18 protein-coding genes are annotated in these 17,821 nt (G+C 63.4%); 3 read left to right on the top strand and 15 right to left on the bottom strand.

Features of this window, described 5'->3' with window-relative positions; genetic code table 11:
- Positions 1 to 12: 12 nt before the first annotated feature.
- Positions 13 to 789, bottom strand: coding sequence for a hypothetical protein (locus V7060_RS00260; RefSeq protein WP_334177270.1), 777 nt, complete (start codon positions 787 to 789; stop codon positions 13 to 15).
- A gap of 205 nt (positions 790 to 994) precedes the next feature.
- Between V7060_RS00260 and V7060_RS00255 the strand changes: the two genes are divergently transcribed.
- Positions 995 to 1,222, top strand: a complete 228-nt coding sequence (locus tag V7060_RS00255; protein WP_334177269.1) for a hypothetical protein — start codon at positions 995 to 997, stop codon at positions 1,220 to 1,222.
- 44 nt (positions 1,223 to 1,266) lie between these two features.
- Here V7060_RS00255 and V7060_RS00250 read toward each other — a convergent pair whose 3' ends face one another.
- Positions 1,267 to 1,509 carry a DUF2789 domain-containing protein gene (locus V7060_RS00250; RefSeq protein ID WP_334177268.1) on the bottom strand — a complete coding sequence of 81 codons (243 nt, stop codon included), beginning with the start codon at positions 1,507 to 1,509 and terminating at the stop codon, positions 1,267 to 1,269.
- Positions 1,510 to 1,804: 295 nt separating this feature from the next.
- Entirely contained in the window at positions 1,805 to 2,278 is a 474-nt protein-coding gene (locus V7060_RS00245; RefSeq protein WP_334177267.1) for a hypothetical protein, read from the bottom strand.
- Positions 2,279 to 2,523: 245 nt separating this feature from the next.
- Here V7060_RS00245 and V7060_RS00240 point away from each other — a divergent pair, with 245 nt between their 5' ends.
- Positions 2,524 to 3,954 (top strand): M20/M25/M40 family metallo-hydrolase, encoded by a 1,431-nt coding sequence (locus V7060_RS00240; RefSeq protein WP_334177266.1) that lies wholly within the window; start codon positions 2,524 to 2,526, stop codon positions 3,952 to 3,954.
- Positions 3,955 to 4,024: 70 nt separating this feature from the next.
- Here the strand turns inward: V7060_RS00240 and V7060_RS00235 are convergent, their stop codons facing one another.
- The 12 genes from V7060_RS00235 to V7060_RS00180 all read right to left on the bottom strand — a co-directional run bounded on the left by V7060_RS00235 (position 4,025) and on the right by V7060_RS00180 (position 15,678).
- Entirely contained in the window at positions 4,025 to 4,378 is a 354-nt protein-coding gene (locus V7060_RS00235; protein ID WP_334177265.1) for an FKBP-type peptidyl-prolyl cis-trans isomerase, read from the bottom strand.
- Between the two features lie 334 nt (positions 4,379 to 4,712).
- On the bottom strand, positions 4,713 to 6,227 hold the full coding sequence (locus V7060_RS00230; protein ID WP_334177264.1) for a hemolysin: 1,515 nt from the start codon (positions 6,225 to 6,227) through the stop codon (positions 4,713 to 4,715).
- A gap of 51 nt (positions 6,228 to 6,278) precedes the next feature.
- Positions 6,279 to 6,896 carry a lysozyme inhibitor LprI family protein gene (locus V7060_RS00225; RefSeq protein WP_334177647.1) on the bottom strand — a complete coding sequence of 206 codons (618 nt, stop codon included), beginning with the start codon at positions 6,894 to 6,896 and terminating at the stop codon, positions 6,279 to 6,281.
- A 2-nt stretch (positions 6,897 to 6,898) separates the two neighbouring features.
- On the bottom strand, positions 6,899 to 7,426 hold the full coding sequence (locus V7060_RS00220) for a hypothetical protein (RefSeq protein WP_334177263.1): 528 nt from the start codon (positions 7,424 to 7,426) through the stop codon (positions 6,899 to 6,901).
- 206 nt (positions 7,427 to 7,632) lie between these two features.
- Positions 7,633 to 8,079 (bottom strand): hypothetical protein, encoded by a 447-nt coding sequence (locus V7060_RS00215; RefSeq protein ID WP_334177262.1) that lies wholly within the window; start codon positions 8,077 to 8,079, stop codon positions 7,633 to 7,635.
- A complete protein-coding gene (locus tag V7060_RS00210; protein ID WP_334177261.1) occupies positions 8,072 to 8,737 on the bottom strand; it encodes a hypothetical protein in 666 nt (221 codons plus the stop codon). The genes V7060_RS00215 and V7060_RS00210 overlap by 8 nt, the downstream gene beginning before the upstream one ends.
- A 120-nt stretch (positions 8,738 to 8,857) precedes the next feature.
- On the bottom strand, positions 8,858 to 9,994 hold the full coding sequence (locus V7060_RS00205; RefSeq protein WP_334177260.1) for a DUF4062 domain-containing protein: 1,137 nt from the start codon (positions 9,992 to 9,994) through the stop codon (positions 8,858 to 8,860).
- A gap of 115 nt (positions 9,995 to 10,109) precedes the next feature.
- On the bottom strand, positions 10,110 to 10,589 hold the full coding sequence (locus tag V7060_RS00200) for a hypothetical protein (protein WP_334177259.1): 480 nt from the start codon (positions 10,587 to 10,589) through the stop codon (positions 10,110 to 10,112).
- A gap of 57 nt (positions 10,590 to 10,646) precedes the next feature.
- Complete coding sequence (locus V7060_RS00195) at positions 10,647 to 11,678, bottom strand: hypothetical protein (protein WP_334177258.1); 1,032 nt, start codon at positions 11,676 to 11,678, stop codon at positions 10,647 to 10,649.
- Positions 11,679 to 11,682: 4 nt separating this feature from the next.
- Entirely contained in the window at positions 11,683 to 12,519 is an 837-nt protein-coding gene (locus tag V7060_RS00190) for an NrdJb (protein WP_334177257.1), read from the bottom strand.
- 107 nt (positions 12,520 to 12,626) lie between these two features.
- Positions 12,627 to 13,220 (bottom strand): hypothetical protein, encoded by a 594-nt coding sequence (locus V7060_RS00185; protein ID WP_334177256.1) that lies wholly within the window; start codon positions 13,218 to 13,220, stop codon positions 12,627 to 12,629.
- 307 nt (positions 13,221 to 13,527) lie between these two features.
- On the bottom strand, positions 13,528 to 15,678 hold the full coding sequence (locus V7060_RS00180; protein ID WP_334177255.1) for an adenosylcobalamin-dependent ribonucleoside-diphosphate reductase: 2,151 nt from the start codon (positions 15,676 to 15,678) through the stop codon (positions 13,528 to 13,530).
- A gap of 549 nt (positions 15,679 to 16,227) precedes the next feature.
- Here V7060_RS00180 and V7060_RS00175 point away from each other — a divergent pair.
- Positions 16,228 to 17,697 carry a Do family serine endopeptidase gene (locus tag V7060_RS00175; protein ID WP_334177646.1) on the top strand — a complete coding sequence of 490 codons (1,470 nt, stop codon included), beginning with the start codon at positions 16,228 to 16,230 and terminating at the stop codon, positions 17,695 to 17,697.
- Positions 17,698 to 17,821 lie beyond the last annotated feature (124 nt).

The raw sequence follows: 17,821 nt of genomic DNA, 5'->3' as shown, positions 1-17,821 counted from the left end.
CCGGTTGCAAGGTCAGAACCGGTATTCGATGCCAAGGCCGGGGCCTTGCATCGTGGTGTCGTAGCGGAACCCGGCCGAGGTTTCGAAGTCGGTGGACAGCCGGCGATAGCCGGCGATCACCGAGAAGCGCTCGTCGATGTCGTAGCCCGCCAGCAGCATCAGGTCGGTGGACAGGTCGGATTCGCCCGCCCCGGCCAGCACCCAGCCGCCGACGAAGAACCCGTTGCCGAAGCCATGCCGTCCCTTCACGCCGACCTGCGCATCGACCCAGCGATGCGACTGCTCGCCGGCGTACTGCTGCGGGATGGGTGGCGGCGTCGGCACGGGCACCGCATACGCCAGCCGCACGCGCGCCGACCACACCCGCACGCCGGCCACCAGGTCCAGCTGGGTGGCCTCGCGCTCCAGCAGGCCGTAGCGCCAGGCCAGCAGGCCGCTGGTGCTGCGCGTCTTCAACCGTACCGGCAGCGATGCACCGGCGACCGGTACCTGCACGGTGGTGGAGAGCTTGGCGAACTGGCCGTCGAGCAGCACGCCATGGCGACCCTTGCGGGCTTCGAACGCGCCCATGGCACCGGCATCCAGATCCTCCAGCGATTCGCTGAAGCTCTTCGAGGTGTGCAGGTCCACCGGCAGCCGCGCGTGCGCGAAGCTGCCGTCGGTCGACGAACCCCAGACATACGGCGTAAGGCGGAACGTCCAGGCATCCGCATCGCGCGCCTGTGCCTGCGCCACCTGCGCCATGCACGCCAGCCCCAGCAGCACCACGCCACGCATGATCGACGCCATAAGTCCCCTCGTTGTCGGCACCGCGCCCGCCTCCGCAGCACGGGGCGTTCGACACGCGGCGGGCGGAAGGAACCGCGACCGCGCCGCGTCCCCGCCGGCCCTTGTGTAACACCAATGCCGGACCCGCGCCACCGTACCAGCGGCCCTGTCCACGCGTGCCGCCGGCCGGCATGCCGGCCGCGGCGGTTGCAGGTAGAGTCCATGCATGAGCGTGAAGACGATCACCGAGGGCGGCCGCCAGCTGACGGTCCAGACGCTGGAGCGGGCAGGCCCGTCCGGAACCACCTACTGGCAGGGCCGGGCGATGTTCCGCATCGCCGATGGCCGCGCACGCGCCGACGTGGTGACGCGCACGCGCCACCTCACGCGCGAATCCGCAGAGAGCGCCGCCATCGCACTGGCGCGGGAAAACGGCTGGATCAGCGACCCCTGATGCATCCGCCGCGGCGAACGGTGGCGCGCGGATGACGCCGCCGCTTACGCCGGCGTGGCGTGCAGCGCCACGTTCAAGCGGTCCACCACCATCGCCCAGTCCGCATCGTCGCGGCGCTCTTCGCGCAACAGCTGCGCCTGCGCGGTCGACCAGAACGGCGCGTCTTCCAGCCGCACGCCATCGGGCAGTGGGAAGTGCGTGGCGATGAACTGCTGGATGCTGGTGTCGTCGTTGGCCAGGCCCAGCTGGGCGAACAACTCGGAAAACGGATGCACGGACAATTCCATGGCGCTGCCTCGTGGGGGAAAGCGCCACCGTAGCCGCGCATGCGTTAAGCCGACGGGTAGCCGCTGTCCGCCCTCCCCGGTTCCCTGCGCATGGACGCGCATGGACCCTGCGTGCGGCTTACGGCGCCTGCACGGGAACCCCCTCGACCGCTTGCGTCAGTGCCTGCCACAGGCGCTCGGTCTCGTCGGCGTGCAGCCGTCCGCCGCCATCCTTGTCGACATCGACCAGGCCGTCCGGAGTGCAGGTGCAGGGGTTTGTTCAAGACGAGCCGCGGCAACGGCATCACCTCGTTATCTACTTGTCGGCACGCAAGGCGTCCAACCCGCTTGCTGGATTCGACGCCAATCCCGTCGACGAACAGGTGTTCGTGGTCAGCGCACCTGCTTCATCCCGTGCGTAGACCACGTACGCCTGTCCCGGCTGGAAAGGAACGCCGCAGTCACCGTCCCACAGGCCGGTCTCCACGGTCAGCTGCGGCACCGGCGTTCCCTTGAACGTCTCCTGCACCAGGAGACGCACGCGCTTGTAGCGAAGGATCGGTACGTCCATCGGCGGCAGCCTGCCGAACCGTTCCCCGGCGTTCGACACGACCACCGGCTTACCGCCAGGTTCGGACACGTCGATCAACTCGACTTGCTGTACGCGCCCCAGGAACACCCGCGCGCTCTCCGCTTTCTGCTCGGCGGGCGTGCCGGGCGGCATGCAGGAACACGCAAGGGCTGCCGGTGGCGAGAGAACGACAAGCAGCAGGGCGAGGATGCGCTTCATGGCCGTCACCGTGTCACGGGACGACCACGATACCGGATACCCATGCCCCTTCATCGGGTCAGTTGCGTCGCCCGGACAAGGCCAACGGCCGCACCCGGGAATCGGATCATTCCCACGTAAAGCGCCCCGGGTGCGCTGCGCTTGCCCGGACTGCAGGACTGCGTACATCGCCACCATCGGCCTGCCGTGAAAGTGGTAGCGTGGCCGCCGCACCGCTGCAGTCCGTCATCCGGAGGGATGCCACGATGAAAGGGTTCTTGCTGGGTTCGATGACGCTGTTGTTCTTCGTGCTGACCGGCGTGCTGCTGGTGCGGTCGGACGCGATACCGGTGGTGCAGATGTCCGGCATGCGCGCGCCCGCCGCGTTCCATGTGGTCCGCTCGAATGCGTCGCCCCCCGCAACGCCCTCCCCGCGCCGCGTGCCGACGGATGCGATGCCCGCCGCCGTCGCTGCCGCACCACGGACCGATCCGTTCGCGCCGGTGTACATCGTGACGTCGCATGATACGTATCAGGGCATCCGCAGCCTGGCGCGCGAGGCGGTGGCGCGGCGCGACAGTGCGGGCATGCCGTTGGTGATCGCTGAAACGCGGGCCGATCGCCTGGGCGGGATCAGCGACTACGTGCATGTCAGCGAGCGCCGCTGTGGCGGGTACTTCGCGTTCCCCAGCCGCGCACAGGCGGAGGCCTTCGTGCAGACGGACCGGGCGAAGCAGGCGATGACGAAGACGCTGCTCGCCGCCTACACGCTCGACAACCAGGCCACCGTCAATCGCTGGCTGCCGCAGGTGCAGGAGCGGCGCCTCTACGACACCATCAACCACCTCTCCGGCTATCGCAACCGCTACTTCGCCAGCAGCCACGGCAGGAGTTCGGCCGAATGGATCCGTGCGCACTGGCAATCGCTGGCTGCCGGCCGCAGCGATGTCACCACGGAGTTGTTCACCGCGTGCGCGACCTGCAGCACGCAGCCTTCGGTCATCCTGACCATCCAGGGCTGGGACCTGCCGGACGAGGTGGTGGTGCTGGGCGCGCACCTGGATTCGATCAACGGCAGCACGCCCAACGATCCCAACCAGCACGCGCCGGGTGCCGACGACGACGCCTCCGGCATCGCCACGCTCACCGAGACGCTGCGCATCGCGCTGGCCGACGGCTGGCAGCCGCGGCGCACGGTGAAGTTCATGGGCTATGCCGCGGAAGAAGTCGGCCTGCGCGGCTCCAATGCCATCGCGCAGTCGTTCCGCGCCGGCGGCGTCAACGTGGTCAGCGTGCTGCAGGTGGACATGACCAACTACAAGGCGGGCGCGACCAGCGACATGAAGCTGATCAGCGACTACTCTAACACCGACCTGAAGAACTTCTTCATCACCCTGTTCGACACCTACCTGGCGCCGACGGGCCTCACGCGCAGCAGCGTGGCGTGCGGATACGCGTGTTCGGACCATGCGTCATGGACCAACGCCGGCTATCCCGCCGCGATGATGTTCGAAGCCGGCAGCCCGAACGGAAGCTTCCCGTACATCCACACGCCCTACGACACCCTGGCGACGATGGGCGAATCCGCGCAGCACAGCGTCAAGTTCACGCAGTTCGCGCTGGCGTACCTGGGCGAAACCGCGAAGACGCGCGGCAAGGTCACCGGCGGGCCGGCACAGGTGTTGGTGATGCCGTAGGGCGGGCCTTGGCCCGCCACTCGATGGGTACGCAGGGCGGGCCCAGGCCCGCCCTGCGTGACCGCCAGGCTCAGGTACCCAGCAGTTCGACGTCGAACTTCAGCGTGGCGTTGGGCGGGATGACGCCGCCGGCACCGCGGGCGCCGTAGCCGAGGGTGGCGGGGATGATGAGGGTGCGCTGGCCGCCCACCTTCATGCCCTGCACACCTTCGTCCCAGCCCTTGATGACCATGCCGCCGCCGAGCGGAAAGATGAAGGGCTCGCCACGGTCTTTGCTGGAATCGAACTTGGCGCCCTGCGCGTCGTTCTCGTACAGCCAGCCGGTGTAGTGCACGGTGACGTTGCTGCCGGGCTTGGCCTCGATGCCGCTGCCGACGACGGTGTCTTCGAACTGCAGGCCGGAGGCGGTGGTGGTGAAGGGCATGGGGGGTTCCTCGGGTGGGGGGGATTCGTGGTGCGAAGTTTATCGTCCGCGAGGCGCCCGCGAGAAAAGGCGGCGTAGGGCGGTCCCCGGCCCACCGCTCGATGCATACGGATGCTGTGCCTGGTGGACTGGAGCCCAGCCCATGCAGCTACGTAGCCCGGGTGAGGGCAAAAGCCGCATCCGCGGATCGGAAAAGCCATGCAACGCACCACGTGCGTTGCGGTTACTTGGACTGTACGTGCGCTTACGCAGGGTGGGCCTTGGCCCACCGTCCGAGACCGCGAGTTGCCGACGCGAAGGTGGACTGACGCGCACCCCACGGGCCTCTGGCTCCTTACTGCGGGGATCGCGCCTTGGCTTGCAGATACTGGCGCTTGTCGCCGGCCCGCTGCCCCTGGGGATCGATGTTGGCGCACACGCGGTTGCCGCAGATGACCGCATCGGATGCGTAATAGGCTTCGAGGACGGGGATCGCGTTCTCGTAGCGATGCAGCTCTTCCCTGACGATGGAAAGCTCGCGACGGTAGTGACCCAGTACGATCCAACCAACAAGCAGCGCGTAGCTGAAGCGACCATCATCGCTGCGATAGGTATTGGCAGGATCGGACGCGGTGCGGACCCCGCCCGTCAGCGGCTGTCCGCCCCAGCGCACCTCGCCTAAGCCGTCGCTGTCCCTTACGGTGTCGCCGGCATCGACCACGTAAGTGTCGTGGCCTTCACCGCCTTCCATCCGGTCGCGGCCCCGTCCACCAATCAGGATGTCATCGCCACGATGGGACCGTAGCGTGTCGTTGCCGCCGTCGCCGATCAGCAGGTCGTTGCTTGCGATTTCAGCATTGCCTCGCATCCTGCGGGAGTCGAGGCTGGCGGCATGATTGTCGTCGACGTCCTGAGCGGTGTTGTTGCGCTGTTCCTGGCGAAGGTTGTTGCCGGTGCGAAGATCCCTTCCAGGATCGAGATGGATTGCAGTCGTTGCGAAGTCTTCATTCTGCAGGCGATCCGCAAGATCAGGGTTCTCGTGCCTCAGATCCTCCAGAAGCCTGTTCCTGGCGGGTTCAAGAGCGGCGGCCAATGTCTGAACTGGCCCGTATTCCCGTACCAGTTCCGGATAATTGTGGTTCGCTTGCACAATGGCGCTTCGTCGTGCCTGATTGCCCGCCAGATCGACTCCCCAATCGCGCTCGCTCTTGAGAATGTCGTCTTGGTGGAGCTGGAACATCCGGTAGACGCTGCGTGCCTCGTCAGGGGATACGTTCAGCGGATCGTTGTAGAGGCCGAAGATCTCGGACTCCATGTTTCGTCGGGCGCGCAAACCGAGCTGCGCATCAGGATTGTCGTTCGTTCCTTTGCTGTTGTAGCGGAGTTGATACCACGCTTCCGCGCGATCGCCATCCGCGATGGCGTCGTTGAAGCCTTGCATGCGGGTTCTCATGCGCCCATCGCCACGATTGTAGGTAAGCGACACCACCACCGCACGTTCGTCAGAGAACGGCATGCGCAGGTTCGTAGCGGGGCGTTCATATTCCGGAAGACTGGCGTTCTCGAGCAAGCTCCTGGCTTCCTCGCGCGTGATATGAACATCGAAGGCGAGTCCGAGTGCCGTCTTCCGTTCGCCCGGCGCCCTATCGATGGCGATCAACTGCTGACGCTCTGTCTGGGACAACTGTACGCCGGCTCTATCCCACAGTTCCAGATTGTCGTTGCGGTTGAATGTATAGCCGAACCCGATCGTGGCCTTCCCATCGTCCGCGTCATACGGTTCGGCCCTATAGCCTTCGAAGTTCTGAATCATCACGCTCGCTCGGCGGCCATACTCTTCTTCCGTGCGCTCCTGGTAATCGATCGGCATGCACCTTCTCCTTGGCTTGATATGAGCTCTCGACTTGCTAGAAATTCGGCTCTAGCGTTCTCCGTGACATGAATCCATCTCTCTCATCGACAGGATCCTTGCCTTGGTGGCCTCTGCCTTGCATGAACTGAGAAGCATCGGATACATGGAGCCCCCTCTGTCCACTTCCGTCTCTTCACGGCATGCCTTGTCGCGCTCCGCCTCCCAGACGGCGTGTGCACGATCAAGCTCGGCTCGACATTCCGCTGGCGCCGCTTCCCGCCTGGCCTCCAGCTCGAGATCTGCTGCGACAAGGTTCCGCAATGCACAGATATTCATGCTGAGCTGCGTGGCTGCGCAGTCGCCCAGATAAACCCGCAGATCCGGGGTCGGGATTCGGCTACGGACGGAAAGTTCTTCAAGAACACGCGCATGATCAGGCTGGAAGGTCCGGGACGCGGAGGCAGGCTGTATCGCCACCTCCCCCGGAGCGCGCGCGGACTTGGTCGAGACGGCCTGTTGGCACGCAGTCAGTGCAACACCAAGCAGTACTGCACTCGCCTTCAGGATCCTCGGCGCCAGCACCCTCAGCATCACATCGATGCGTCTCGACAAGAGCGGCATCGCATGCGGAGTTTCCGCGCATGGCTTGCGGCCGTGCTCTGACTCGTTCGACGCCCGATACTCCATCTTCAATCCTCCTTCCCTACGAAGACGGCATTACACCCATATGTTTCTTCCCTGCGCTTCTTCTCCTGCGTCGGATCAGAATGGGATTTCACCAGCACGTCGTTCGTGGCGATGATCGCGATGTCCGTTTCCCCACGCAGAATGTCGTCCACCTGCTTCCAATGCAGATCGCTTCCCTTCAGCGTAGCGCGCACCAGCGCAATGGATCCGTTCCGGAAGCTTTCCACCGCCAGGACCGCGATGTTGCCTACCGCCGTGCCGACGATGCTTCCGTCGTCGATCTGCCGCAAGTTGACGAGTGCACCGCCGAAGTCGCCGCAGATGCGGTTGCCGGCCTGCACGAGATAAACGTTGAAGCCGCCGCATTCGAGCACCGGATTGGTTCTGTCGCACCACTTCACCGACCATCCACCCGTGAAGTCGGCCTTAGCGGCTCGCGCTGACTGGGTGGATGCACAACCCGCCAATCCCACGCAGGAAGCGATCAGAAAAATCGCACCTGCTTCGAGGATGGATCGTATGACTGCCATGGGTCCTCCTGACCTCTTCCTGACGATCGGCAGTCTGCCAGACATCAAGGCTGGCTACGGTGGGTCTCACATTCTGGTTACGTGTCACTCTTTACACGCTAGAGCGCTGTCCTATTCGGGCAACGGACGACCCGTTGCCCGGGCAGGACCGAAGTCCGCACCCGAGGATCGGATCCATGGGTGTCCTTCGCCCCGGGGCGCTGCGTTTATCCGGGCGACTTCGGCGCGCTATCGGACCTCACCACGAACCAGCGACGGCTGGCGGGCAGCAACAGCATCACCCCCACGGCGATGCGCAGTACGGCGGCCAGGCAGGCATGCCACTGCTCCGGCGAGATGCCGCGCCAGAGCATCCGCACCAGGAAGAAGACAGCGAGGACGCTGGTGAACACCAGCCATACCCTGGCCCACTGCCAGCGCCGCCACAACGCGAACATCATGACCAGCGTGTAGACGCCGAGCGCCGCCATCGTCGGTAAGAACAGTTCGAACCTGGACATGGGCGTGCCGAGCAACGGGACGACCTCCAACAGGTAGACGATCAGATAGATCGCCAGGGTCGCCATCATGATCGATGGCATGCGCATCGGGCGGGTATCCGTTTCTGCCAGCATCGCGCTTGGCGCGTCATACGGATTCGGCGTTTCACTCATGGCGCCGCGACGCCGGTGCGGACTTCATCGCAAGGGCTTCGCCTAGCAGCGACTCATAGAGCTGCAGGCGGATGCGTTTGAGGTTGCCTACCGTCATGACGACATAGAACAGCATCAGGCCAAAGCCGAGAAGCAGCTGCCATGCGGGCATGTCCAACAGGTCTTTCCAGTTGCGCATGAACAGCCAGACCGAGACCAGGACCGGCAACACACCGAGACGTTCCAGCCCGCCGGCGAACATCCCGATCCTCACGCTCATCTGCGCCAGCGTCAGCCGCGCCACCCGGTGATGCTCCGTCAGGGCGTGCTGCGGTTGTGCGCTGAGCCACGCGAGGATGGTCCGGAACTGCGGCATGTCGTGGTCGAGCTGACTGACCTGGTCCGCGCGCCACGTCCACAGCGTCCAGCCCAACACGCCGTAGGAGCGGACGATGCCGGGCAGCAGCGCCAGCAGGAACACGGAGAAGCCTATTTGCGCCCAGACCACCATCCAGCGTTCGGGCGGCATGAACTGGATAAGGACGAACGGGACGAAGGTCAGGACGGCGGCCACGCCACCGATGAGATTGGCGATCCGGTAGGACTTCGGCGTGTCGAGGATCGCGGCGGGACCGTCCGGCATTGTGCGGAGGCGGCGGTCGAGTTCGGTGAAGCTCAACGTGTTCTCGGTGGTCATGCCTGGCGTCCTTTTCCGGCGGACTTGGTCAGAGATTCAAGAGCACGGAAATTTACTCTGCCCCCTTGCCCTTTGGACCGCTGCTCTTTGAAGGGGCCGCTATCACTCCAGCAATTTGTCTACAGACTCAAGGATGTTCTTGACGTTCTGAAGGGTTTTCTCATGCTCCATGTCCATCAGATCAAGCTGGGCGACCACGCGCCGCTTCGCCCTATTGAGATCACTCGTCATTCTTGGCATTCCGTTGATTACATCTCGAAAGCCAGAAAGCGATCCTCTTGTATTGAACGTTGCATCTCGGAACGCTGTGACTCCATCGCGAAGCTCTATGAGTTGATCTCTATTTTCCCCCAACTCCGCTTGCACCACCAAAGCGCCACTAAGAGCCGACATCGCTGTTTCCCGCGAAGCGCTCATAAGCGGGATATTCGCAGACAGAATGTCCGCGTAGGACTCCATATCATCGGCAGACTTCTTGATTATCTTCTTCGCTACGGAAGGACTCGTCACTCCTTCAAGATCGAGAGATCTTGCATTCATTTGCTCTCCTATCAACTCTGTAGCAGCGGTCATAGTTGAAACAATCGCTGACATTTCGTGCATCCTTGAGTCATAGATCTCAACGTAATCAAGATACCCAAGATCGTCTTCGCTAAACCCATCCTCTTGCGCAACGGACCTAGCCGCATCTTCCACCTCTTCGGGTGCCCTGATCGAAAATTTCTGGGCCAAGGCAGATAGATGTGCACGCACAGAGGACTCGAAGCTCGCTGCGTCATCGAAGATAGAGTAGACGCCAAGACCTTCGATCTTCTTCTTGAACTGCTGGACTTTCTCCAACTGAGCAGGATCAACCTTCGATGGCGGCAAAGGCTGATCCTTGAAGTAGATCATGATCTCAGGTAGAGAACCATTTTCGAGAAACCTATCGTAAGCACGCTCGAACTCTTCCATAGTTCCTGAAGCCGCCCGCTGCGTAGGCGTGCCGAATTTCCCCCAAAGTATTCCTATAAAAACGTCATATTCGTCACCAACTTGGGAATTTATGACAGCCTGCGCATCATCGCCAAGCGCAGGCGGTACATTGTCCTCCCATCTCACTAGCTCAAAGATGATGCCAAGTGCTTTTGACCACGTCCTGTTCAACTCCAGGATCGTAGCAGCCAGTAGATCGCGCTCGTCACATACATCTGACGGAGAGGCTATAAACACTTGAACTATTGTGGCTTTCCTAGACATAAGTTCTTTTCCTCGCTTCGACGAATAATCCGCGCATTGCATCACGGAGATCCGATTTTTCTATCGATCCTGACATGGACTGCAAAACGCTCTAGAAGCCAAGTGGTGAATAAAATCATCCACAGCCAACTGATCGCGGCGTCACCGGATAGCAGTCGTCCACGGACTTGCCATCCAACGGACAGTAGATGTGGTTGGACCGTGCGGTGATCTGGATCCAGCTGTTGCCGTCGCGATACAGCAGCGCGCCGCCAGCGCAGCGGTAACCTGGCGGAACAGGATGGATGACGGCGGCGGGACGAGGCGGAGAAACGTCCACCGTGCGGACGGCGGATTGCATCTCGCGCTCCAGCTTGGCGGTTTCCTGCTTGAGGGCTTGCAACACCTGCTCGGCGTCCCGGCGGGCTTGGTAGCGCTCGTAGGCGTTGAAGATCAGCAGTGCGGCGAGTACCCCGATGCCGACGGCCACGCCGATCTTCCGGGCGAAGCCGTCGTTTTCACGAGCGGGCGGTGGTAAAGATGGGCCACGATAGGTGCGCGGACGGAACTCCACGTCCTGCATGTCCTTGTCGAACCTGGGCTCCTGACGCTCCATGGCATCCCCTTGCCTTGTCGTCCCCTCTGGATCGCTTTGCTCAACCCTTCCTACGCGCTAACCGCGAGCCGCCTTGACCAGCGCAGTGATTTGCTCCAGCCCTTCTATAGTGGCCGGCATGCCACTAGCGTCTGTCGATAGCGGCGAAAACACGAAGGATTCGAAGGACTCCAATGTACGAACCTGACCGATCTTCTTAGCAAACTCCATATAGCCTTCGATAAATGAGCATAACGAGAGTCTCATCTGGAGATTGGTGAGTTGCTGGCGTGTAACTACAAAGTTCCTCAGAAAAATTCGAAAGAAATAAAGCATCAAAATCTCATAACCCAGCCCCGCCACCATCTTCACCGCAACTACGGGACTCCACCCCCCAGAAAAGGCCAGCAGCACAGGGGACTTATCCGCGGAAAAGAAGTAGAGCAAAAGAGGAGCCAGAGCGAGAAGCCCGAGAGTAATGAGACCGGAAAAATTAACCCATTTCTCCAATGATTTGGATTCTATTAATCCTCGAAAAGCATCTGCCAGCCCAACAAAATTGTACTTTTCGGCGATCTTCTTAAGTTCGGCGCGGTGACCAGATATCCGCTGCTCAACATCCCCCACCTGACGCTCAATCGACTCTGATGCAGTCTTGGCCTTCTTCTCAGCGAACTCAATCCGATTCAACGCCAGGTCAAGAAGTGAGCCGGGGAGAGAGGTCTTCAGATAGTCCGATTCAAGAAGCTCATCACCTTCAAGCACATTCGTCGGCGAAAGGAAGTAGTCCAGAACATCTCGCTCTTCAGAGAGCCAACCTTTTCGCTTCAAAGTTGTCTCGCGCGCAAATCGAGCGATAATCGAAAGCAACCTCTTTATGGACTCCGGCGTTACACTCTTTGCTTTGACAATTGCGTCAAAACGCTCACCGACATTTGAGGCGGTAAGTACCGCAAACTCGTCATATTCATCCAAGTTGGACAGAACTGCCTGCAGGCCTCTTTTTACCAACTCAGCGCGCTGGCGGTCTAAATCTTTCTCAAAAGATGCCCCAGAAAGTACGTCCGCGTAGTCCTGGATTTGAGCTCCGCGAGACGAGAAAAAACTCACAGTCTCACCCGCACTTCGAATACCCACAGTTCAAGCACGTAGCGCACCCGTCCATGATGACGAGGGCCTTGGTGCTGCACTTGTGGCAGAGGGTCGCGGAAGGCGGGAAGCTGGCGCCATCGCCGGTCACGGCGATGTCTTCGGAGGAGCCTGGCATCGCGCTGCCCCCATCTGCCCTTCGGGCATCTTCCCCCGCGATGGCGGGGGAAGAGGGAGCTACAACGCTTACGTCAGAGTTTTTTTTTGCGCGGTCTTCGTACTGCTTGCGCTTCTCGGCCAGGATGGCGCGCTGGTGGGCGCTCATTTCCGGGTCGTGGATCAGGCCGATCGACTTCATGTGCTCTTCCACGATGGCGCCCAGCTCGGCCACCAGCGATGGCATGTACACGCCGCCGGCCTTGAAGTAGCCACCGCGCGGATCGAACACGGCCTTCATCTCGTCCACCAGGAACGTCACGTCGCCGCCCTTGCGGAACACCGCCGACATGATGCGCGTCAGCGCCACGATCCACTGGAAATGCTCCATGGACTTGCTGTTGACGAAGATCTCGAACGGACGGCGCAGCTCGTGCTCCGTACCCGCGTTCAACACGATGTCGTTGAGGGTCACGTACATGGCGTGTTCCACCAGCGGCGACTTGATCTTGTAGGTGCTGCCGATCAGCACTTCCGGGCGCTCGATGCGCTCGTGCATCTGGATGATGTTGTCCAGCGCGGCTTCCTTTTCCACCGTCTCGCGCGGCACCGACGCCACCGGGATCGCGGCTGCGGCTTCGCGCGCCTTGTCCTCGGGGGTGAGCACGCTGTAGCCCTTGATTTTCTTGTCGATCTTGACGGCCATGACGGTGGATCCTGTTCGTGTCTTGTTATGGGTGACGGGGCGGGCAGGCGCTGATGGCCTGCCCCCACCCCAACCCTCCCCCGCGAGCGGGGGAGGGGGCGGAGCACTTACTTACGGGCCGCTTTCTTGGTGGCTTTCTTTGCGGCTTTCTTCGGGGCTGCCTTGCGGACGGCCTTCTTGGCCGCTTTCTTCGGAGCGGCTTTCTTTGCCGCCTTCTTCACGGGCGCCTTGCGGGCGACCTTCTTCACTGCCTTCTTGACCGGCGCCTTCTTGGCGGCGGCCTTGCGGGCGGCCTTCTTCACCGCTTTCTTGGCGGCGGTCTTCTTGGTCGCTGCCTTCTTGGTGGTCTTCTTCGCTGCCTTCTTCGCCGTCTTCTTGGCGGCCTTCTTGCCGGTCACCTTCTTCTGCAGGCTGGCGGCTTCGGCCTTGGCGGCGGTGCTGGCGGCGGCCAGCTTCTTCTTGGCCTTGGCGACGGTCTTCTTCACCGCCTTGGCAGCCTTGTCGGTGCGCTTGGCCACGGCCTTCTTCGCCTTGGCGATGTCGGCAGTCACGGTCTTGCGCGCTTTCTTGGCGGCTTTCTTGGCCTTGGCGACGGTCTCGCTGGCAGTGGCCGCGACGGCCTCGCCGATTTCGACCGCCTTGTCCTTCACGCTTTCGGCGGCGCCGGAAAGCGTCGCGGTGACACCATTACCGTTGCTCATGTTGCCCTCCTTGTGGGCGAGGTTGGTTGACGCTGCCGATGCTATACCCGATGGCGCGGGGTGGAACGGTGAAGCTGGTGAATCGGTGGTTCAACTTCCTGGAGCAGCCCCTTCCCACGCGTGCAGGGAAAGGTTGGGATGGGGGCGCGGTTCGCGCTGAGAGCAAGAGCAACTCGCTGCGCTCGCTCCCCCCACCTGCCACCGTATCAAGTACGGGGCAGGCTCTTCGGGCATCCTCCCCCGCAAGCGGGGGAGGCGTTCTTCTTTACCTTTCCCCGCAGTCGGGGAGAGGAGCACAGCCCGTTCCTCAGAACTTGCCGTAATACCCTTCCTTCAACGCGTCGAACAGGTTGGCGGCGGTGTGCATTTCGCCGTCGTACTCGATCTGCTCGTTACCCTTCACTTCGATGACGTTGCCGTCTTCCAGCTCGAAGCGGTAGGTGGTGTTTTCCAGGTCGGCTTCCTTCACCAGCACGCCCTGGAAGGCGGCGGGGTTGAAGCGGAACGTGGTGCAGCCCTTCAGGCCCTGCTGGTGGGCGTAGCGGTAGATGTCCTTGAACTGCTCGTACGGGTAGTCCGTCGGTACGTTGGCGGTCTTGGAGATGGAGCTGTCCACCCACTTCTGCGCGGCGGCCTGGACGTCGACGTGCTCCTTGGGGGAGATGTCGTCGGCGGCGATGAAGTACTCCGGCAGCCTGGCGTCGGGCTCGTCGGAGAACGGCATGGCCTTGGCGTTGACCAGTTCGCGGTAGGCCAGCAATTCGTAGGAATAGACGTCGACCTTTTCCTTGGACTTCTTGCCTTCGCGGATCACGTTGCGGCTGTAGTGGTGCGCGAACGAGGGCTCGATGCCGTTGGAGGCGTTGTTGGCCAGCGACAGGCTGATGGTGCCGGTCGGGGCGATGGAGCTGTGGTGGGTGAAGCGGCTGCCGACTTCCGCCAGTTCATCGACCAGTTCCGGCGCCACGGTGGCCACGCGCTGCATGTAGCGGCTGTACTTGGCGTGCAGCACCTTGCCGGGGATCTCCTGGCCGACCTTCCAGCCGTCGGTCGCCATCTCGGGGCGCTGGCGCAGCATGGCGGCGGTGACGGCGAAGCGCTCTTCCATGATCGGGGCGGCGCCCTTTTCCTTCGCCAGCGCCAGGCCCATTTCCCAGCCGGCCACGGCCATCTCGCGGGCGATGGCTTCGGTGAACTCGCAGGACTCCGCGCTGCCGTACTTGTGCTTGAGCATGGTCAGCGTGCTGCCCAGGCCCAGGAAGCCCATGCCGTGGCGGCGCTTGCGCAGGATCTCCTGGCGCTGCTGTTCCAGCGGCAGGCCGTTCACTTCGACCACGTTGTCGAGCATGCGGGTGAACACGCGCACGACTTCCTTGTATTCCTCCCAGTCGAAGCGGGCCTGGTCGGTGAAGGGGTCGCGCACGAAGGTGGTCAGGTTGACCGAGCCCAGCAGGCAGGCGCCGTACGGCGGCAGCGGCTGCTCGCCGCAGGGGTTGGTGGCGCGGATGGTCTCGCACCACCAGTTGTTGTTCATCTCGTTGACGCGGTCGATCAGGATGAAGCCCGGCTCGGCGTAGTCGTACGTCGAGACCATGATCATGTCCCACAGGTGGCGGGCGCGGATGTGGCCGTAGATCTTGCAGGCCACCAGGCCGTCGTCGCGGACGATGTAGTTCTTGTGGGTGGGCCACTCGCGCCAGACGACCTGCGCGGCGTCCTCGACGTCGATGTCTCCCTTCTCCTTGATGTTCACCGGGAACACCAGCGGCCAGTCGGCGTCGGTGTCGACCGCCTCCATGAAGCCGTCGGTGATCAGCAGCGACAGGTTGAACTGGCGCAGGCGGCCGTCTTCGCGCTTGGCGCGGATGAAGTCCTTGACGTCCGGGTGGGAGATTTCGAACGTGCCCATCTGCGCGCCGCGGCGGCCGCCGGCGGAGGACACGGTGAAGCACATCTTGTCGTAGATATCCATGAAGGACATCGGGCCGGAGGTGTACGCGCCGGCGCCGGCGACGAAGGCGCCCTTCGGGCGCAGCGTGCTGAACTCGTAGCCGATGCCGCAGCCGGCCTTCAGGGTGAGGCCGGCTTCGTGGACCTTGTCCAGGATGCCGTCCATCGAGTCCTCGATGGTGCCGGACACGGTGCAGTTGATGGTGCTGGTGGCCGGCTTGTGCTGCTGGGCGCCGGCGTTGGAGGTGATGCGGCCGGCCGGGATGGCGCCGCGGCGCAGCGCCCACACGAAGCGCTCGTACCAGTAGGCGCGTTTCTCGGGGGTCGCTTCCGCGTCGGCCAGGGCGCGGGCCACGCGCTGGTAGGTGCCGTCGATGTCGGCGTCGAGGGCCTCGCCCTGCTTGGTCTTCAGGCGGTACTTCTTGTCCCAGATGTCCTGGGACGCGGGCTGCATGGGGACCAGGGAGGGCTGTTCCGTCTTGATCGCCTCGAGGCGCACCGTACTCATGGTTGTGTTGTTCTCCTGAACGACTGGAACTTCAATGACTGTGGTGGCGGACGGGCCATGGCCCGCCCCGGTGTTTCATCGCGGCCGCGGACGACGGGGACGGCACCGCAAGCGGCCGCACAGGATGCGCCGCGCCGGTTGCCGGATTGTGGTCATGGGCCTTGCCGTTGCCGTGCTGCCCACCGCTTCCCTCGCCCTCATGCGCCAATCCCCAAAGGCGCCCGATTTCCCAAGCGCAATGCCCGCAGGCTTTGTCTACAGAAACACCAGTGCTTGGGTCCGCCCCGTGCTGGACCGCAACATCTTGTGTCAGCACGAAGTCGCCAAACTACGCCCGGGGGTCCCCCCTGTCAACCGGATTGACATGACATTTGCATGGCACGGACCCCACCGTTCGTCATCACGCGAAAGGCGCGTCCGCGCCACCGCGCGAGGTGAACTTCATTGCAGGTTTAGGGGTCGGTCAGCAGACTCATTCAGGTTCGCGGGCGCTTCTGGTCGCCCGTTCCCTTTGACGCCACGAGCTGCCGACCGACCATGAAGAACGCGCTGCGCCCGCTCCCCACCTTGTTCGCCCTGTCCGCCGCTGCCGCCTTCGGCGGATTCGCCGCCACCGGCCTCAACGACCTGCTGCAGACGCCCGCCCAGGCCGCGCCCAGCGCCGCTGCTGCCGTGCCGGCCGCCGCCGCCCTGCCGACCACAGTGGACGGACAGGCGCTGCCATCGCTGGCACCGATGCTCAAGCGGGTCACCCCGGCGGTGGTCAGCGTGTACAGCCGGCAGACGGTGCGCGTGGCCAGCCCGCTGGGGCCGTTCGGCGACGACCCGGTGTTCCGCCGCATCCTGGGCATCCCCGACATGCCGCGCGAGCGGGTAGAGCGCGCGCTGGGCTCGGGCGTGATCGTCGATGCCACGCGCGGTTACGTGCTGACCAACCATCACGTGGTGGAGAACGCCGATGGCGTGTCGGTCACGCTGAGCGACGGGCGCCAGGTGGAAGCCGAGTTCATCGGCTCCGATCCCGACACCGACATCGCGCTGATCCGGCTGCCGACGCAGGGCCTGACCGCGGTGCCGATGGCCAACAGCGACCAGCTGCAGGTCGGCGACTTCGTGGTGGCGATGGGCAACCCCTACGGCCTGGGCCAGACGGTGACGTCGGGCATCGTGTCGGCGGTGGGCCGCAGCGGCATTCCGGTGGCCGGCTACCAGAACTTCATCCAGACCGATGCGTCGATCAACCCGGGCAACTCCGGCGGCGCGCTGGTCGACCTGCAGGGCCGGCTGGTCGGCATCAACACCGCCAGCTTCAACCCGCGCGGCAGCATGGCCGGCAACATCGGCCTGGGCTTCGCCATTCCGATCAACATGGCGCGCGGGATCATGGACCAGCTGATCGCCAACAACGGCGTGGTCCGGCGCGGCACCTTCGGCGTGGAATCGCAGGACGTGGACGAGCGCACCGCGCGCGGACTGGGGCTGGACGTGGCGCGTGGCGCGCTGATCACGCGCGTGTATCCGGGTTCGGCCGCGGCCACCGCCGGTCTGCAGCCGGGCGACGTGGTGACCGCCGCCAACGGCCAGCGCATCGACAACCGCGCCGCCCTGCACAACTTCGAGGGCCTGCAGCCGGTCGGCACGCGCGTGGCGCTGGACGTGCGCCGCGACGGCAAACCGCTGCAGCTGACCGCTGCGCTGAAGGAAGGCGTGCGCAATGCCGAGGGTGCGACGATCGATCCCCGTCTGACCGGTGCGACGCTGAAGGAACTGGACGAATCGGCGCGACAGGCGCTGCGCAGCATGTACCGCAATGCCCAAGGCGGCGTGCAGGTCGGCAACGTGGCACGCGACAGCCGCGCCTGGAACAGTGGCCTGCGTCCCGGCGACATCATCGTGGGCAGCAGCAGCGGCGAGTTTGGCGATCTGCCCGGCTTCCGCGCCAGCTTCGAGCGCAAGCCCGAGCAACTGGTCCTCACCATCCGGCGCGGCAACGGCAGTGGCCGCCTGCTGATGCAGTGATGACGAAGCAGGAGTGAGGGGAGAGGAGTGAGAAGTGAGGAGTGGCACCTTGCCTCCGCTCACTCCTCACTCCTCCCCACTCACTCCTCGCCCCTCCCTACCTAACAGCCCGTTCACTCCCGTG

The sequence above is a fragment of the Pseudoxanthomonas sp. genome (assembly GCF_036845285.1).
In the GTDB taxonomy this organism is placed as follows: domain Bacteria; phylum Pseudomonadota; class Gammaproteobacteria; order Xanthomonadales; family Xanthomonadaceae; genus Pseudoxanthomonas_A.
The sequence above is the reverse complement of the archived record's forward strand: the minus strand, read 5'-3'. Positions and strand labels throughout refer to the sequence as shown.

What these genes read in the sequence shown, in the direction of transcription:
- V7060_RS00260 (WP_334177270.1), bottom strand. Translation starts at nt 789, where the DNA reads ATGGCGTCGATCATGCGTGGCGTGGTGCTGCTGGGGCTGGCGTGCATG.
- V7060_RS00255 (WP_334177269.1), top strand. Translation starts at nt 995, where the DNA reads ATGAGCGTGAAGACGATCACCGAGGGCGGCCGCCAGCTGACGGTCCAG.
- V7060_RS00250 (WP_334177268.1), bottom strand. Translation starts at nt 1,509, where the DNA reads ATGGAATTGTCCGTGCATCCGTTTTCCGAGTTGTTCGCCCAGCTGGGC.
- V7060_RS00245 (WP_334177267.1), bottom strand. Translation starts at nt 2,278, where the DNA reads ATGAAGCGCATCCTCGCCCTGCTGCTTGTCGTTCTCTCGCCACCGGCA.
- V7060_RS00240 (WP_334177266.1), top strand. Translation starts at nt 2,524, where the DNA reads ATGAAAGGGTTCTTGCTGGGTTCGATGACGCTGTTGTTCTTCGTGCTG.
- V7060_RS00235 (WP_334177265.1), bottom strand. Translation starts at nt 4,378, where the DNA reads ATGCCCTTCACCACCACCGCCTCCGGCCTGCAGTTCGAAGACACCGTC.
- V7060_RS00230 (WP_334177264.1), bottom strand. Translation starts at nt 6,227, where the DNA reads ATGCCGATCGATTACCAGGAGCGCACGGAAGAAGAGTATGGCCGCCGA.
- V7060_RS00225 (WP_334177647.1), bottom strand. Translation starts at nt 6,896, where the DNA reads ATGGAGTATCGGGCGTCGAACGAGTCAGAGCACGGCCGCAAGCCATGC.
- V7060_RS00220 (WP_334177263.1), bottom strand. Translation starts at nt 7,426, where the DNA reads ATGGCAGTCATACGATCCATCCTCGAAGCAGGTGCGATTTTTCTGATC.
- V7060_RS00215 (WP_334177262.1), bottom strand. Translation starts at nt 8,079, where the DNA reads ATGAGTGAAACGCCGAATCCGTATGACGCGCCAAGCGCGATGCTGGCA.
- V7060_RS00205 (WP_334177260.1), bottom strand. Translation starts at nt 9,994, where the DNA reads ATGTCTAGGAAAGCCACAATAGTTCAAGTGTTTATAGCCTCTCCGTCA.
- V7060_RS00200 (WP_334177259.1), bottom strand. Translation starts at nt 10,589, where the DNA reads ATGGAGCGTCAGGAGCCCAGGTTCGACAAGGACATGCAGGACGTGGAG.
- V7060_RS00190 (WP_334177257.1), bottom strand. Translation starts at nt 12,519, where the DNA reads ATGGCCGTCAAGATCGACAAGAAAATCAAGGGCTACAGCGTGCTCACC.
- V7060_RS00185 (WP_334177256.1), bottom strand. Translation starts at nt 13,220, where the DNA reads ATGAGCAACGGTAATGGTGTCACCGCGACGCTTTCCGGCGCCGCCGAA.
- V7060_RS00180 (WP_334177255.1), bottom strand. Translation starts at nt 15,678, where the DNA reads ATGAGTACGGTGCGCCTCGAGGCGATCAAGACGGAACAGCCCTCCCTG.